Origin of the sequence: Pauljensenia sp. UMB0895 (assembly GCF_030218905.1) — a bacterium.
GTDB lineage: Bacteria > Actinomycetota > Actinomycetes > Actinomycetales > Actinomycetaceae > Pauljensenia > Pauljensenia turicensis_A.
Map to the genome: position 1 here is coordinate 75,943 of NZ_JASOQR010000014.1, position 14,587 is coordinate 90,529.

15 protein-coding genes, 3 tRNA genes and 1 pseudogene are annotated in these 14,587 nt (G+C 56.4%); 5 read left to right on the forward strand and 14 right to left on the reverse strand.

All coding sequences use genetic code 11. The features are described 5' to 3' along the window. Window positions 1-97: 97 nt before the first annotated feature. The 4 genes from tig to QP503_RS08915 all read right to left on the reverse strand — a co-directional run bounded on the left by tig (window position 98) and on the right by QP503_RS08915 (window position 4,266). Window positions 98-1,411, reverse strand: a complete 1,314-nt coding sequence (gene tig, locus QP503_RS07675) for a trigger factor (RefSeq protein WP_006681306.1) — start codon at window positions 1,409-1,411, stop codon at window positions 98-100. A 377-nt stretch (window positions 1,412-1,788) separates the two neighbouring features. Then, window positions 1,789-3,426, reverse strand: coding sequence for an MFS transporter (locus tag QP503_RS07680; RefSeq protein WP_285101492.1), 1,638 nt, complete (start codon window positions 3,424-3,426; stop codon window positions 1,789-1,791). Between the two features lie 469 nt (window positions 3,427-3,895). Further along, entirely contained in the window at window positions 3,896-4,096 is a 201-nt protein-coding gene (locus tag QP503_RS07690) for a hypothetical protein (protein ID WP_103631961.1), read from the reverse strand. Beyond that, window positions 4,093-4,266 carry a type II toxin-antitoxin system HicA family toxin gene (locus QP503_RS08915; RefSeq protein ID WP_502929452.1) on the reverse strand — a complete coding sequence of 58 codons (174 nt, stop codon included), beginning with the start codon at window positions 4,264-4,266 and terminating at the stop codon, window positions 4,093-4,095. Before QP503_RS08915 ends, QP503_RS07690 begins: the two co-directional genes overlap by 4 nt. A 411-nt stretch (window positions 4,267-4,677) precedes the next feature. On the opposite strand from QP503_RS08915, the gene QP503_RS07695 reads away from it, so the two are divergent. Genes QP503_RS07695 through QP503_RS07705 form a run of 3 tightly spaced genes read left to right on the forward strand, consistent with a single transcriptional unit; the run spans window position 4,678 to window position 5,656 of the window. Then, on the forward strand, window positions 4,678-4,926 hold the full coding sequence (locus QP503_RS07695) for a DUF7675 family protein (protein WP_285069661.1): 249 nt from the start codon (window positions 4,678-4,680) through the stop codon (window positions 4,924-4,926). Between the two features lie 7 nt (window positions 4,927-4,933). Continuing rightward, window positions 4,934-5,188: an ADP-ribosyltransferase gene (locus QP503_RS07700; RefSeq protein ID WP_285069676.1), complete on the forward strand. Its 255-nt coding sequence runs from the start codon at window positions 4,934-4,936 to the stop codon at window positions 5,186-5,188. Window positions 5,189-5,197: 9 nt separating this feature from the next. Further along, window positions 5,198-5,656 carry a hypothetical protein gene (locus QP503_RS07705; protein WP_006681892.1) on the forward strand — a complete coding sequence of 153 codons (459 nt, stop codon included), beginning with the start codon at window positions 5,198-5,200 and terminating at the stop codon, window positions 5,654-5,656. 348 nt (window positions 5,657-6,004) lie between these two features. Here QP503_RS07705 and QP503_RS07710 read toward each other — a convergent pair whose 3' ends face one another. From QP503_RS07710 to QP503_RS07725, 4 genes are all read right to left on the reverse strand, one after another. Then, the gene (locus QP503_RS07710; protein ID WP_285069660.1) at window positions 6,005-6,217 is read right to left on the reverse strand and encodes a helix-turn-helix transcriptional regulator; all 213 of its coding nucleotides are present in this window, start codon (window positions 6,215-6,217) and stop codon (window positions 6,005-6,007) included. Next, window positions 6,214-6,378, reverse strand: a complete 165-nt coding sequence (locus tag QP503_RS07715) for a hypothetical protein (protein WP_285068049.1) — start codon at window positions 6,376-6,378, stop codon at window positions 6,214-6,216. Before QP503_RS07715 ends, QP503_RS07710 begins: the two co-directional genes overlap by 4 nt. Before the next feature lie 262 nt (window positions 6,379-6,640). After that, the gene (locus tag QP503_RS07720; RefSeq protein WP_103631967.1) at window positions 6,641-6,877 is read right to left on the reverse strand and encodes a hypothetical protein; all 237 of its coding nucleotides are present in this window, start codon (window positions 6,875-6,877) and stop codon (window positions 6,641-6,643) included. A gap of 183 nt (window positions 6,878-7,060) precedes the next feature. Continuing rightward, window positions 7,061-7,131 (reverse strand) — tRNA-Gly (locus QP503_RS07725). A gap of 130 nt (window positions 7,132-7,261) precedes the next feature. On the opposite strand from QP503_RS07725, the gene QP503_RS07730 reads away from it, so the two are divergent. Then, window positions 7,262-7,335, forward strand: a tRNA-Pro gene (locus tag QP503_RS07730). Window positions 7,336-7,408: 73 nt separating this feature from the next. On the opposite strand, the pseudogene QP503_RS07735 reads toward QP503_RS07730, so the two are convergent. The 5 genes and pseudogenes from QP503_RS07735 to QP503_RS07755 form a co-directional block, all read right to left on the reverse strand. Continuing rightward, window positions 7,409-8,467 (reverse strand): annotated as a pseudogene (locus QP503_RS07735) (NAD(P)-dependent alcohol dehydrogenase). Between the two features lie 620 nt (window positions 8,468-9,087). Continuing rightward, a tRNA-His gene (locus QP503_RS07740) sits at window positions 9,088-9,160 on the reverse strand. A gap of 363 nt (window positions 9,161-9,523) precedes the next feature. Continuing rightward, entirely contained in the window at window positions 9,524-10,441 is a 918-nt protein-coding gene (locus tag QP503_RS07745; RefSeq protein WP_040318568.1) for an ATP-grasp domain-containing protein, read from the reverse strand. A 216-nt stretch (window positions 10,442-10,657) separates the two neighbouring features. After that, on the reverse strand, window positions 10,658-11,794 hold the full coding sequence (locus tag QP503_RS07750) for a D-alanine--D-alanine ligase family protein (protein WP_006681317.1): 1,137 nt from the start codon (window positions 11,792-11,794) through the stop codon (window positions 10,658-10,660). Window positions 11,795-11,933: 139 nt separating this feature from the next. After that, a complete protein-coding gene (locus QP503_RS07755; protein ID WP_285068048.1) occupies window positions 11,934-12,965 on the reverse strand; it encodes an NAD(P)H-dependent glycerol-3-phosphate dehydrogenase in 1,032 nt (343 codons plus the stop codon). Window positions 12,966-13,015: 50 nt separating this feature from the next. Between QP503_RS07755 and QP503_RS07760 the strand changes: the two genes are divergently transcribed. After that, window positions 13,016-13,660 (forward strand): AMIN-like domain-containing (lipo)protein, encoded by a 645-nt coding sequence (locus QP503_RS07760; RefSeq protein WP_285068047.1) that lies wholly within the window; start codon window positions 13,016-13,018, stop codon window positions 13,658-13,660. Window positions 13,661-13,725: 65 nt separating this feature from the next. Here the strand turns inward: QP503_RS07760 and QP503_RS07765 are convergent, their stop codons facing one another. Then, window positions 13,726-14,505 (reverse strand): lysophospholipid acyltransferase family protein, encoded by a 780-nt coding sequence (locus QP503_RS07765; RefSeq protein ID WP_285068046.1) that lies wholly within the window; start codon window positions 14,503-14,505, stop codon window positions 13,726-13,728. Window positions 14,506-14,587: the final 82 nt, after the last annotated feature.

A 14,587-nucleotide genomic window follows, 5' to 3' on the forward strand; every position in this document is an offset into this window, starting at 1 on the left:
CAGTGCTCATAGCAGTATGAGGCCTCCCACATGCAATGTGGCCGGTACCCGAAAGTACCGGCCACATTCACTCGCGTGTTGCTAGCGCATGCTTGAATCAGGCTTCAGTGGTTTCTTCTGCCTCTTCAGCTTCTGCTTCTTCCTTTGCAACGTCGCCGAAGAACTCAGAGAGGTCAACGACCGTGCCTTCGGTGTCCTTGACGGTGACCTGACGCAGAGCCTCGATCATAGCCTTGGAACGTCCGAGGTCTGCGACAACTGCTGCCATCTGCTGCGAGGAGGAGAACAGCTGGTTGATGTCGATGCCGAGGTTCTGCGACATCTGGATCGCGTAGTCGATGAGTTCCTGCTGGGAAACCTGAACATCGAACTTCTTCGCGATTGCCTCGGAGAGGAGTTCAGAACGCAGTTCGCGCTCGACGGCCGCGCGCGCTTCCTTCTTTTCTTTCGGCTTGGCATCTTCGGAGACGCGGCGCGAAACCTCGTGCTCGATGACCTCTTCAGGAAGAAGAATCTCAACCTGTTCGAGGAGGTCGGTGATCAGGTTGTCGCGGGCCTGTAGCGCCTGCTGCGAGGTCTTTGACTGGCCGGCCTGCGTGCGCAGGTCTTCCATGAGCTCGTCGATGGTGTCGAATTCAGAAACCATCTGAGCGAAGTCGTCGTCCGCCTTCGGCAGTTCGCGCGCCTTCATGGACTTCACGGTGATGGTGATGTCTGCTTCTTCACCTTCGTGGTCGCCGCCCTTGAGGGTGGACGTGAAGGAAACCTCGTCGCCTGCCTTGGTGCCACGCAGAGCCTTGTCCTGACCATTGAGCATGTTGCCCGAGCCGATTTCGTAGGACACGTCTGCGACCGAGTCGACCTCTTCACCGTTGATGGTGGCAACCATGTCGATGGTTGCGTAATCGCCGGTCTTGGCCTTGCGGTTGATGGTCTTCAGAGTTGCGAAGCGAGAGCGGAGCTCGTCGAGTTCCTTCTGGACGTCTTCGTCGGTGACCTCGGTGGTGTCGACGGTGACAACGGTCTTCTCGTCGAATTCGGGGAGCTCGAAGTCCGGCACAACCGGGACCTCAGCGGTGAAGATCAGCTGCCCCCCCTGTTCGCCGGTGGTGTTCGGGATCTCGGTGACCTCGACCTGTGGCTGTTGCATCGGGCGGAGCGAATGCTCTGCGACTGCATCCGAGTAGTGACCCGGCAGGACCTCGTTGACGACCTGTTCGATGACGGCTGCGCGACCGAAACGCTGGTCGATGATGCGAGGTGGCACGTGGCCCTTACGGAAACCGGGGATGGAGACCTGCTGGGAGATATCCTTGTAAGCCTTGTTCATCTCATCGGACAGTTCCTCGTAGGGAACCTCAACGGTCAGGCGAACCTTGGTGGGTTCGAGAGTCTCAACGGTGCTCTTCACGTGCGTGCACTCCAAAACGTTTCAAATTTGCGGGAGCACCCAATTCGGGCGCATGACAACTCGCCTAGTTTACGACAGACCCGCGTCAATGTCCCTATCGAGACCAGGTTTATGGCTTAAATGCGCGCAACTCCACTAATCGAGGGCGACTCCACCTTCGAAGTTTCCAAGGAGTGATCCACAGACCAGTCATTCGGCAGTCGTGCGCAAACTCGAGGATCCCTAGGCTCTCACATACATAACCCCGACACTGCAGCTTTCGCCAGTGAAAGATCTGGGGTCTTCATCTCAGGCATACAGAAATTATCGCGAGGAGTATCCGCTGGGCGCGCCATTTCCCAGAAGGAGATCCACTCAATCCGTCTGCCTCGCCCTACTTAATCGCCAGAAGAAATCATGGACGCACGGCGTATGCGTAGTACACCGACGAGGCCGAGGACAAGGAAGAGGCTCGCGGCTAGGAGCGCCCAGCTTGTGGCATCGCTAAAGCCCCTCGTCAGTGCTTCCACGGTGAGAGCAGTTTGATCACCAAGGGCGCTGTGATCGCCTTGAGCTCGCAGTTGCGCGATCATGACGCCGGCGGACGAGCGCGTTGCCTCGGCAATGGAATCGAATGCCTCCCCTGTCAGTCCGGCGTCTTCAAGCGCTTGAGGAAGAGCCATCGAGAGCGAAACGGAGAGCATGGCCCCCGCAACAGCAGTTCCCAAAGCCGAACCAATCTGCCTGACCGTACTCTGTGTCGCCGATCCTTGACCGGAGAATTGAACAGGAATATCCCGAAGTACCGTGCCCGTCAACTGCGCTGATGCAAGACCGAGTCCAAGACCATAGACGGTCAGAGGCAGGCCAATCCCCCATCCCGGGGTCGTCGGGCTCACAAGAAGTGCGAGAACCAGAATGCCTACCACTTCCAGAGCCAGTCCGATCAATACTGTCGCCGGAGCGCCGAACCTCGCCGCAAGATGTCGCGCAGACGCACCCGACAAGAACGCACCAACTGCCATCGCCGCAAGGACGAGCCCCGCGCCCATGATGTCCAAGCCAAGTGCGTTGATGAGATACAGGGGAAGAACAAAAATGATCGCGAATTCTCCCACTGCAACCATTCCGGCAGTCACGTTCCCCCACGCAAAGGTCGGCAGAAGGAAGAGGTCCAGGCGAAGAAGAGCTGTGCGCTGAACCTTCTCACGATGGCGTTCCCACATCACGAAGAGAGCCAGCGCAATCACTGCGACTCCCAAGGCAACGGGGACGGGAGAAAGCGCAGCAGTTGTCGGCCAATCCCACCCAAAGATGCTGAATTCACCCTTCGGAGTCCACCACCCAAGGTCAGGGCCCTCGATAACGGCGAAGACAAGAGCTCCGAAGCCAATCGCGCTGAGCATGGCTCCATCAACATCGATGCCGGGACGCCCACTCTTCCCCCGAGTATTCGGCACGGTAAACAGCGCGGCGACGAATACCAGCGCGCCAATCGGAAGGTTGACCAGGAAGATCCACGGCCACGAGGCCCACTGAGTCAGCGCTCCACCCGCAAGTGGCCCAACTGCGGCAGCGCCGGAAATAACGGCACCCCAGACACCGAATGCCGCCGCCCTATATCGACCACGGAATACCGCGTTTACCGTTGAAAGCGTCGAGGGCATGATGAAAGCCGCCCCCAATGCTTGGATCGCGCGCGACGAGATCAGAACCCCCGCGGTTTCGGATTGGGCAGCTACAAGACTCCCCGCTACGAACACGACGATACCGATCAGGAATACTTTTTTACGCCCCCACCTATCAGCCAAGTTGCCCGTCGAAAGCAGAAGCGCTGCGAGCAGGACTGCATAGAGACTGTTTACCCATTGCGCGTCGGTGATATTCAGCTGCAAGTCCCCAATAATGACAGGGAGAGCAACTCCGACGATTGTGCCGTCAAGGACAATGAGCCCCAGACCGATGGAGAGAACTGCTAGAGCCATCCAGTCACGGCGCGTGGGTGCTACTTCAGAATTCTGGTTTACTGCGCTCATACTTCAATGACCTTTGACGTGGATCAACGAACGAATGCCATATACACAATTATTATGACACTCTGTCAGATACTTTGCTGAGCGAAACGCACATAAAAGAGGCAAAGCACCGAAGAGGGACAATCTCGCAGCGCTGAGGGCAAACTTTATCTGGCCAAAGAAGCGAAACCTCACCCCCGCTACCTCGCCACCTCGCCACCCCGCCCTTTTAACGCCACCAAGACAACGGCGGGCAGGTAGTCGCGTTGGGGTTACCTGCCCACCCTGCTGGCCGGCAGCAGGCCGGATACGGACTTGCGAGGGGCGGATGTTAGGAGTTGGCAGACGCGAGAGCGAGACAAGCCCATAATGTAACTAATATCTGCCAGAGAATAGTTGGCGTCTTTGAGTGCTCGTATTGCTTTTCGGGACGCTACGGAGGCTACTTTGGCGGATTCTTCAGCTGTTTTAGATGCTTCGATGGATTGTTTTACTTGGCGGATTGCTCTATCTCAGGGACGATAGTGATGTTCCAGGTGGAGTGATCGACGTTTTCTTCCATCGTGTCGAGGTAGTCGATTACTTGCTGGCGGGCTTTGGGAAGAGTGCGCACTTGTGTCCAGATGTCGTCCCCGTTCCACAGTTCCCAGCCACCACTCCAGCGGCGGGCGGTGATGGTTATCGTGTTCATTTTGTGTTCCTTTTGCTTGCTTCGATTGTTTTGAGCGCTTTGCGGGTCAGACCTGGGGAGATTTCGCGGGTTTGGGTGATGGAAACGATGAAAGACCCGTTTGACCATATTTCGTGGTCACCTTTGCCTTGGCGTGAAGTGAAGCCTGCCTCTTTGAGGAGTGCGGTCAGTTTATGGCATCAGGATCCGTAAAATCCTGACGAGTACTGGAGTCGAATCCTATTCAGAACGGCAATTCAATGATCTCAAGGCTGTTGGGAAGCTACTTGATCGTACAGAAACCGGGAAAAAGTACATCCTGGTAACTGGTAGGCATACTGCTGTAATCAGAAATACAGGGAGCAGATACGAATATTTGGAGCTACAAAGCCCCTATCCAGACGAAAACAGTTGGCATGAGCTCACAAAAACAGAACTGCGAGAGCGTTTCGCCTGTAAAATGTCACATAGTTTCCGAGGTTTTAGGTACGAGGCTGACTCGACAATCGCGGAAATCACCACACTTGCTAGCAGTGATGGCTACGCTGAATTGATGGGCTACCTTAACACTATGGAAACAGCGCAACGAAAGAGGTTGTTAGGTGCTGTTAAATGATGAGTTTGTCATCGACGACCCCGAAGTCGATGATCCTCATATGTGGACCGTAGAGCGCATCTCTGAAGATGGATCTTTTGAGATAGGCCCCCTGTATGTCACGTTCGATAAGAAAACAGTATTGAACCTGTGGACGGACTACCCGCAAAAGTTCACTCCAGAGCAGATTCAGATCCTGCGGGAAGAACAACCGTATTGGTATAAGTTCTTCCTGCCGAGGCTAGAAGAAGCTTGAGGGCTCTATTCAGACGCAGCACCAATACACATCGACATCAGTCGGGCCGAAAGCCGTTTACGACTACAAGCCGGTGCAGATTCATTTCAGCGTTCCCCAAGGAACTCGGGCGGTCAATCCGATGCGGATTGGTCAATACGGTGCAGCTGAGCGCGAAATCATTCTCCACCGTGGCCTGAAATACAGAATCGATCACGTGCAAGAAGATGAAATGGCGGATCAGATTCACGTCTTTGCTACGATTCTCGAGGAAAAAGAGTAGAATAATACCATGGAGCCGAAGAGGAAGAAGCCGCTCTCGAATGAGGAGCTGAACAGGCTCGTCGAAGAATCCGGATGGATCAACGGCGAGTGGCATTCTGCCGCTGCGGCAAGTCCAGCCGGCGAATCGTCCCTCCCGGAGGGTCGCTACCCATGCATGATTTTCCTCGTCGACGAGACGCCAGTCTCATGGGTTGACCTGATCCGCGATGGCAAGGTCGTCGCCATGATCGCCTGGTACGGAGACCCCGTCACCTACATCGACACGGACTGGATCTGCCTCAGCACGCGCGATGATGAGCTCCAGCACTACATGGATGAACTCGGGATCCGCGGGTTCACCATGACTGAGGCGCGCGACCACATCCTGGAGATCTGGGAGCACACCGAGATCCGCGCAGTCACCCTCGGAGAGTACAACGCGATCTACAAAGAACGGGTGAACAAGCTGAAGAAGCCCAAGCGTTAACAGCACCAACACCTTCAACACACAGAGAGAACCCCGAAGCCACTGAGGCTCCGGGGTTTCTTCATGCCGAGGCTAGAAGAAGCCTGAGCGACCAGAAGCTCACAAGCTACTCCCAACCCCTGTCACCCGTTAGTGGTGCCGGGGTTTTCTATACCCAAGTTTCCCTGACCACTGGGGTTCAGTGGGTTCACCATGGCCGACGGGCCTTGTACGGAGAGGACACACTATGGCAGACCAGCAGACCGAGCTATTCCCGATGGATTGATGAATTCACCACTTCCCGCGGCCTGCCGTCAGCGCCCCTCACAATCTGCACGGGAAAGTGAGGGCGTTTTTGCGTATCTGTCATCAATTGGTTGGCTTTGACCAGTTGCCGCGTCCTGGGCGGCGAGCGTTCCACTCGTCGATTGTTTCTGCTTTCCAGCCCATTGTGCGCCTGCCTTCGAGTCCGATGTACACGTCGGGCTCTGGAAGCGTGTAGCGCCCTAGAGTGCCTACTTGTACGCCGATACGGCGGGCAAGGTCAGAGCGAGACAGATAGACGGGTGTCTGGTCTGTCATTTCTTATTCCTTCCCATGATGAATGCAATCAGGTAGATGACCCCTGCGACGACAAGCAACGTGCCTGCGATTGCTGCGTAGACCGTATAGCCTTCGACGGCAAGCCAGACAATGATGCATACGAGGGCGAGCAAGATCAGGATGTCCTTGATGTTGTTCATATTGTGTGGTGGAATTTTTCGTAGGGGCCGGTGGCCCGGAGTTGCTAGTGACATCTCCGGACCATCGGTCTCATTTGCGCTTGCTCCTCGATGCTGTGATCACCTTGGCGCTTGCCTTGATGATTTCAGCGATCCCGAAGAGAATTCCCAGTAATTCCTACGAAATCCGTTTCCTTCACCTCCTTCCTACACCCCCATAATACCACACTAGTAAAGTGTTGACAGGTGGAAAGAGGATACAAAGCAAGAAAATGACTAGAACTTAAAACTCTCCCCCAGCTTCCGCACATTCGGCTTCCTCAGCTTCCTTCTGACGCTTACGGCGCTCAGCAGGTGTGATATACACCCCACAAACCATCTCTGACTTCGCAATCGCCATCGCGTTTTGGGCGTCTTTCAGATTGGAATACGAGCCGATTAGATATCGTTTGCCTTCAAAACTGAAGCGAACGCGATATTTTCCTCGGTATTCCTCGATTCCACGCGGTAAATGTGGCATTTCAGCTCATTGTTTGCGCCTGGTATCAATTTCAGCGGCTCTTGGTATCAGACGGGCTTGATACCAGCATGATACCAATTTCAGGTATCTAAACGGCTTTCACTCTCACCCGCACCACCCCACCACAAACGGCGTGATAGCAACAAAAACCCCCGATTCTCAACGAGAACCGGGGGTTATCAGAGCGGATGACGGGAATCGAACCCGCGTGATCTGCTTGGAAGGCAGAGGCTCTACCATTGAGCTACATCCGCAGACGCATCAAAGCGCGCATGGTCGATAGTAGCGGGTTTTCACGTCGATTGCGAAATTTAACCCTCTAGGCCTTATGATCTTCCATGTAGCATTTCGCTTCGGCGCCCTCAAACGCCGTTGCGTGTGTTTCGGGGTGTGGCGCAGCTTGGTAGCGCGCCTGCTTTGGGAGCAGGATGTCGCAGGTTCAAATCCTGTCACCCCGACAGCCAAAAAGAGGCCGTGACCCGCATAAAGGTCACGGCCTCTTTCACTTCAATGCTCATGAAGCAACGTATTTCAGAACGTTGCCGTATCGATCACGTAGCGGTAGCGCACCTTGGAGTCGACAACGTTGTTGTAGGCCTCGGTGATGTCTTCGCCACTGATGATCTGAACCTGCGGGGCGATTCCATGCTCGCCACAGAAGTCCAACATTTCCTGCGTTTCGGGGATGCCACCAATGTTGGAACCAGCAACGATTCGGTTACCGCCAATGACCGCACGCCACGGCAGGGTCAGCGGCGTCTCGGGCAGGCCGACGTTCACGAAGGAACCGAGCGGACGCAGTGTTGCAATCAGCCCCGCGTAATCAAGGTTCGCGGCACTGACGGTGCAGATAATCAGATCAAAGCTGGAAGCAAGCGAGGCGACTGTCCCCTCTTCACTGGTGGCGTAGAAGTGCGTTGCGCCGAACCGACGCGCATCTTCTTCCTTCGAACGACCGTGCGAGATCACGGAGACCTCGGCACCCATGGCTGCCGCAATCTGGACCGCCATGTGCCCCAGTCCGCCCATGCCCACAATTGCGACCTTCTTGCCGGGGCCAGCTCCGAAACGCTTCAGTGGCGAATACGTCGTAATACCCGCGCACAGCAACGGAGCCGCTGCCTCAAACGGGATTTCATCCGGGATGCGGCACGCAAAGTTTTCCGACACCGTGAAGCCCTGGGAGTAACCTCCGGCAGTCGGATTTCCATCGGCATCCAAACCATAGGTCCAGAGCGCTCCTGGAAGGCCGGCCTCGTCCCCCGTACAGAACTGTTCGTAGCCCGAGGTGCACATTTCACACGTGCCACACGAGTTGGTCAGGCAACCGACGCCGACCTTGTCGCCGACCTTGTACTTCGTGACGCCTTCGCCGACTTTGGCGACGATGCCGGCGATCTCGTGGCCGGGGACCAGAGGGTACTTCTTCGGGCCTCACTCGCCCCTGGCGCTGTGAATGTCGGAGTGGCAGACGCCGGCGTACTTGACCTCGAAGTAGATTTCGCCGGGGCCGGGTTCGCGCAGGTGAATGGTGGTTTTGTGGAAAATGCTGGCGGTGTCGTCGCACGCGTAGGCGAGAACGTCGGGCATGATGCCTCCAAAGATTGTGAGGTGGGTTCGCCGATTATCGGCATCGTTTCATTATCCGCGTTGGGTGCAATTCGCGCACGCCGACGACGGTGATGAAGTTGCTGGCGGCATGAGCACGGTGGACGTGGGTGGATTCAGTTGCCATAAGTGGATCATTCCACGATGCACGAGATCGCACCCCTGATGAGGGCTCAACGCCTATTTGGCGCGAATATCACGAAGCATTTCCGCTGAGCGCTCTGGGGATCCTCGTAGCTCGTCGCCTTACCAGCGACGAAGCGGCACCAACCGTAATCTGAAGGTCGCGGTGGCTGAACCAGGTTTGCCTTCGTCTTCACACACAAACGAGAAAAGATCATCAATCATTTCTCGCAATTCGCGGAGCGTGTGACCCTGCGTGTGGTAGGTCTGCCCAGCGTACGTTAAATGAGCGATCCACCAGCCACGATCACGAGCGACCTCAACGGTCATCATTTCCCCTCCAGTTCCTCGTAGGAAAAATACCACTGTAGTCCTCAGGCATTCGCGGAGCACCCCTTATTCCCCTTATGCCCCCGTCAGCGTAGGAAACTCCTTACGAAAACAAAATCCCGGAACCGCAAGGTTCCGGGATTCATCTGGGTGGCTGACGGGACTCGAACCCGCGACGTCCTGGACCACAACCAGGTGCTCTACCAACTGAACTACAGCCACCATTGAAGCGCTTAGCGCAACGGAGAAAACTCTAGCAAATAAGTCACCTCAAATGAAAATCGTACTGGGTACTAGCGCGTGTCATTCGCCACGTCGCCCCCAACAAGCGCAAAGCCACACCAAGCAAGGCGCCACGTCACCAACCGCACCCAACGCGACAAAACCGAGCTTTTAAACCCACATTCGTCGCACCAAGTGCACGTGGGAACAGAAAAGACTCAGCCAGGCACCGATGCAATATCGGAATCAGACCCTTGAGACCCTAACCACCTAGAATTAAACCAGTCCAACTTCCGGGGGCTAGTTCACCAACTGCCGGGGGCTAGTTCAGGCCTTCGCGGCGTCCTCACTCAAGCGAGATGCTCACCAGTGCGCACGCACCGAGATTGCGTCAGCAAAGTTTCCGAGCGCTTCCGGCGTCGCCCCCAGGTACAGGTCAGCGTCAACCAAAGACACTTCCATGACCAGGAACGAGCCCTTACCGTCCGGCACCAGGTCCACGCGGTTGAACAGGAACTGTTCGTCGCGTCCAATGCGTTCCTTCACGTATGCGTGCAGGTTACGGCGGATTTCTTCGCCCCACTGCCATGCGACAGAGTCGGCTGCCTGAGCGGTAACGACTGCTTCGTGCATGCTCGGGTCGGTGACGGATGCGGGGTGCAGCTGCGCACGCTTCACAACAGCGTGCGAGACCAGACCATTGAAGAACACCAGCGAAATCTCACCGTTGGTGTCGATTTCTTCAAGGTAGCGCTGAACCATGACCGCACGTCCCTCGCCCAACAACTGCTGGACCTGCGCGATGGCGGCTTGACGCTGCGGGGTGGAAAGAGTGGTGTATCGGCCGATATCACGCACGCCGGACGAAACGGCGGGCTTGACAATGAACTCACCAGAGGCCGGGAATCGTGTGTGGATCTGGTGCTTCGACAGATTCTGCTCAGGTTCCAGCCAAGTGGTGGGAATGGTGGGCAGACCGCGCTTCGCCAGCGAGCGCAGGTAGGTCTTATGCGTGTTCCACTCGAGAATGTCGGGGTGGTTCAGGATTCGCGGAACCTTCTTGGTCCATTCGAGGAAGGTGTCGCGTTGCAACGGGTAGTCGCTGACCGAACGAACGATAACCATTCCGGCTTCGTTCCAGTCCACGTCCGGGTCGTTCCAGACTTTAATGTGGGGGTCGCATCCGCGTTCCGCGAGAGCATCCAGCAACCCTTCCTCACCGTGGTAGAGGTTCGGCATTGCAGATGAGGTCACCAGCGTGACTTTGGGCTTGGTCGTCATAGTTCCAAAGATACCGAATCGGCGCATGCTTGTGGGAGTTAAGTCCTGAGAGCCAGCGCACGCCACAGTGGTCGTTTGTTCGCTCAGCAACGAGGCCGCCTCCACTTAGAAACCGTCTCACCACTACAGGGGCGGGGCACACTCGCGCCTAAGATCAAGGAGGGGCGTACTCAAATCTGGGTACGCCCCTTCCCGTTGTCATTATCGGTTCGACACTTATCGCAATCCGAGTTCCCGATCGAGCGCTTCTTCAAGAAGTGTGTCAATCAAGCTGGTGTAGTCGAGTCCTCCCTTTGCCCACATTTGCGGGAACATGGAGATCGGCGTGAATCCGGGCATGGTATTCACTTCGTTGATGATGACGGATCCGGTTTCTTCATTGTGGAAGAAGTCGACACGTGCCAGACCTTCGCATTCCAAAGCGTCGAACGCGCGGGCAGCCGTGTCGCGGATCTTCTTTTCGAATTCGGGCGCCACGTTTGCCGGGCACACGAGGCCGATGGCTTCGGTGTCGACGTATTTGAGTTCGTAGTCGTAGAACTCGCCTTCGGGGACCTCGATTTCGCCGAGGGGCGCGGTGCGCGGGTGTCCCGTGGCGGATCCGAGGACGCCGCATTCGATTTCGCGTCCAACGATTCCGGCTTCGACGATGACGCGCGGGTCAGCGTTTTGCGCTTCCTTCATGGCGACTGCAAGCTCGCCCGCGGAATCGACTTTGGTGATACCGATGGAGGAGCCTGCGCGACAGGGCTTCACGAACACAGGGTATCCAAGTGCGCTCACGCGGTCGGTGCATGCCTTGGGGTCTTCTGCCCATTGAAGAGCGGTGATGAGTTCCCACTGCCCCACGTCGATTCCGGCTGCGGCAAGCACGGTCTTCGTCAGGTGCTTGTCCATAGAGATTGCGCTGGAGGTGACGCCGCATCCGACGTAGCGGACGTTCGCCATCTCGAAGAGGCCCTGGATGGTGCCGTCTTCGCCGTAGGGTCCGTGCAACAGAGGCAGGACAACGTCAACATGTCCAAGGTCTTCAACGCCGGAGACATGAGAATCTAAAGCCGAGGGATCGCCTTCGTAGGTGACGTCAAGCAACGACCCAGAACCGGGAGCAAGAACAACGCGCGAGGCGCCGGCCGTCACGCTCTGGCCGTGTCCGTCTTTGAATTCCAACGCCGAAGGGTCATCGGCTACGCGCACCCATTCCCCATCGTGAGTAATACCGACGGGCAGAACATCCCACTTCTCGCGATCAATTGCGCGCAGAATTCCGGCCGCTGTCGCACACGAAACCTCGTGTTCACCTGAGCGTCCACCAAAAACGATGAGGACGCGACGCTTTTCAGTTTCAGTCATGCGTTAAGAGTATCGCCACCGCGCGCCCGTTCGACTACGCGGTGGCGGTGTGCCCGTTTACTCGCATTGCCGAAGCCGCGCTCGGCATATTTTCACGCTACACGTGAACGCCACCCGAACAAGGGCGCGAATAGGAACCTCAGAGTAACGAGATCTCCCAGCCATCCATCTTCTGCGGGCGCGCAAGGAGCATCTGCCCCATCTGTTCGATCGTGGCGTCACCGCTGACAACGGCTAGAACGGCTGCGCTGATCGGCATATCGATGCCCAGCGAATCAGCGACGGCAAGGATCGGCTCGGCAGAACGCACACCTTCAACAACGCCAGGTGACAACGCGAGGGCCTTGTCCAAACTCAAGCCCGTACCCATACGATGACCCAAGGAGAAGTTACGTGACAGGCGCGACGAACAGGTTGCCATCAGATCACCAATACCGGCGAGTCCAGCAAAGGTAGCGGGGTCTCCCCCAAGCGCTTGACCCAGGCGAGTCATCTCAGCAAGACCTCGTGTAATGAGAGTCGCGCGGGTATTGAGCCCCAGCCCCATCCCCTCTGCAGCGCCAATAGCCACGGCAATGACATTCTTCGTCGCGCCCGCGATCTCACAGCCAATAACGTCCGTCGAGACATACGGCCTAAAGTACGAGGTGTGACACGCCTTCGCAATATCGATAGCCAACTGCTGGTTCGTTGAGGCAACGACTGTGGCCGTCGGCTGATGCTCGGCGATTTCGCGCGACAGGTTCGGCCCGGAAATGATAGCAATACGATCTTGGCCTAGTCCCGAGGCTTGTTCGATAATCTCGTCGACGCGCAGATGACTTGCAAGCTCCAAGCCCTTCGCAAGAGACACGATCACAACATCATCACTCAAGCATGGGCGCGCAGCCTCCAGAGTCGAACGCACACCGGCAACCGGCACAGCGATAACGATCAGTTGAGCGCCGGTCACAACCTCTTCGATAGACGTCGACGCACTGATCTGATCCGACAGTTCAATACCGGGAAGATAGGTCGCGTTCTCACCCGAGTTGATGAAGTCAACCGTGGTAGCTTTACGACCCCACATTGTTACATTGAGCCCAGCATCCGCAAGAATCTGCGCAAAAGTAGTACCCCAAGCGCCGGCACCTAAAACCGCCGCGCGCGTAAACACACGTTCCTTACTCATATGTGAGACCCTACTAGCACCTCGACAATTATGGCGGTGAAGATTCAATGATGTCTCGTAAGCGTGTGATTGGCGTTGCCCTACTGGCATCCTGCGGTGTGATCTTGGGCGCGTGCGCACCTCAAGTCGACGACACTATGAGTGATGGATCGACACCACAACCGATGCCCTCACAATCTGGCCAGTCAGGCCAGTCGGGTGATGCCACCCCAGAATCTGGCCCTGACAAACAAGAACAGGGCACGCAGCCAATTAACGGCGACGCTTGGGTCAACGAGTTGGAAGACGCCCCGTCTCAACCTGGTAAAACCCCCGCGATCTTCCACGATATGCGTGTTGGCGAACACGACACTTTCTATCGCATTGTCGTTGAGTTCACCGGCGAGGCCACCCTGGGCTACCACCAATCGTGGGCCGACAAGCCGATCGAACAGGGACGCGGACAGGAATTGGACGTGGAAGGCGTCGCCTATCTTGATTTCGTCCTGACCGGAACATCAATGCCGATCATGGACGGACAACTCGAGCAGTATTATCAGGGGCCACGAAACCTGCAGGTTGGTCCCTTGGACGTACGCGAAGACGGAACCTTTGAAGATTCGACCCACATCGTGATCGGTATGGATCACGCGAGGAATTTCCAGCTCGGCTTCCTGACACATCCGCTTCGAGCAGTAATCGACATCCAGAAATAGCAAGCAGAGCTAATCCAGAAATAGCAAGCAGAGCGAGAGCCTCGGGAGAGCTTGTCTCCCCCAGCCTATTTGCCTGCCTTCTTCGCCTTCTTCGCCTTCTTCTCTTCGAGCTTCTTACCTTCTTTTTCCCACCACGGGCCGGCCTTCGTCTTCGCCTGCCACATACGAGTCGGAGGTTCAAGGCCGCGCAGTTGTGCCACTCCCTTGGTCAGCGCAGTGTGCATGCGCGAAGTCGCTTCTTTCACTGCCTCGTGATTATCTGCCCCTTGGTCACTCATCAGATCCGACAGGTCAACAGGAGGCATGATCTGGTAGCGAATCGTGCGCCCAGGGCGGAAATCAATCTTCGACGAGTATGGGCCCTTGACGAATTGAGCACCCCATTGGGCAATCGGAACCACCGACACACCGGTGTCCAACGCCAGGCGCGCAGCACCCGTCTTGAACGACATCGGCCATTGATCGGGGTCTTGAGTGAATGTGCCTTCCGGCCAGATAGCGACAATATCGCCGTCTTTCAGAGCCTCGGTGGCAGCTTCCAAAGACTGAGCGGGATTCACTTCGCGGTCAACGGGGATCAGCCCCATGCCCGCAAAAATTGTGCCCATCACCGGCACAGAGAACATCGACTTCTTCGCCAGAAAACGAATCTTCGTCTTGCGCTTCATATAGAACCAGCAGAGGCTCAGCGGATCAACGGCTGACAAATGGTTCACAATCAGCAAATACGGGCCGTTTTCCGGGATGTTTTCGGTACCCTGCGCATCAATCTTCACCCACGGTGTCATGATCGGACGCAGGACGTTCTGGGCGAAGCGGTAGACGCCAGTGATCTTCGTGCTCATGGATCGAAGTCTAACGTGAGAACAGGCACTCGCCGCGGAATGTCAGGGTGCTGTCCACCTGCGCCTTTGCGTCTAAGGTCGG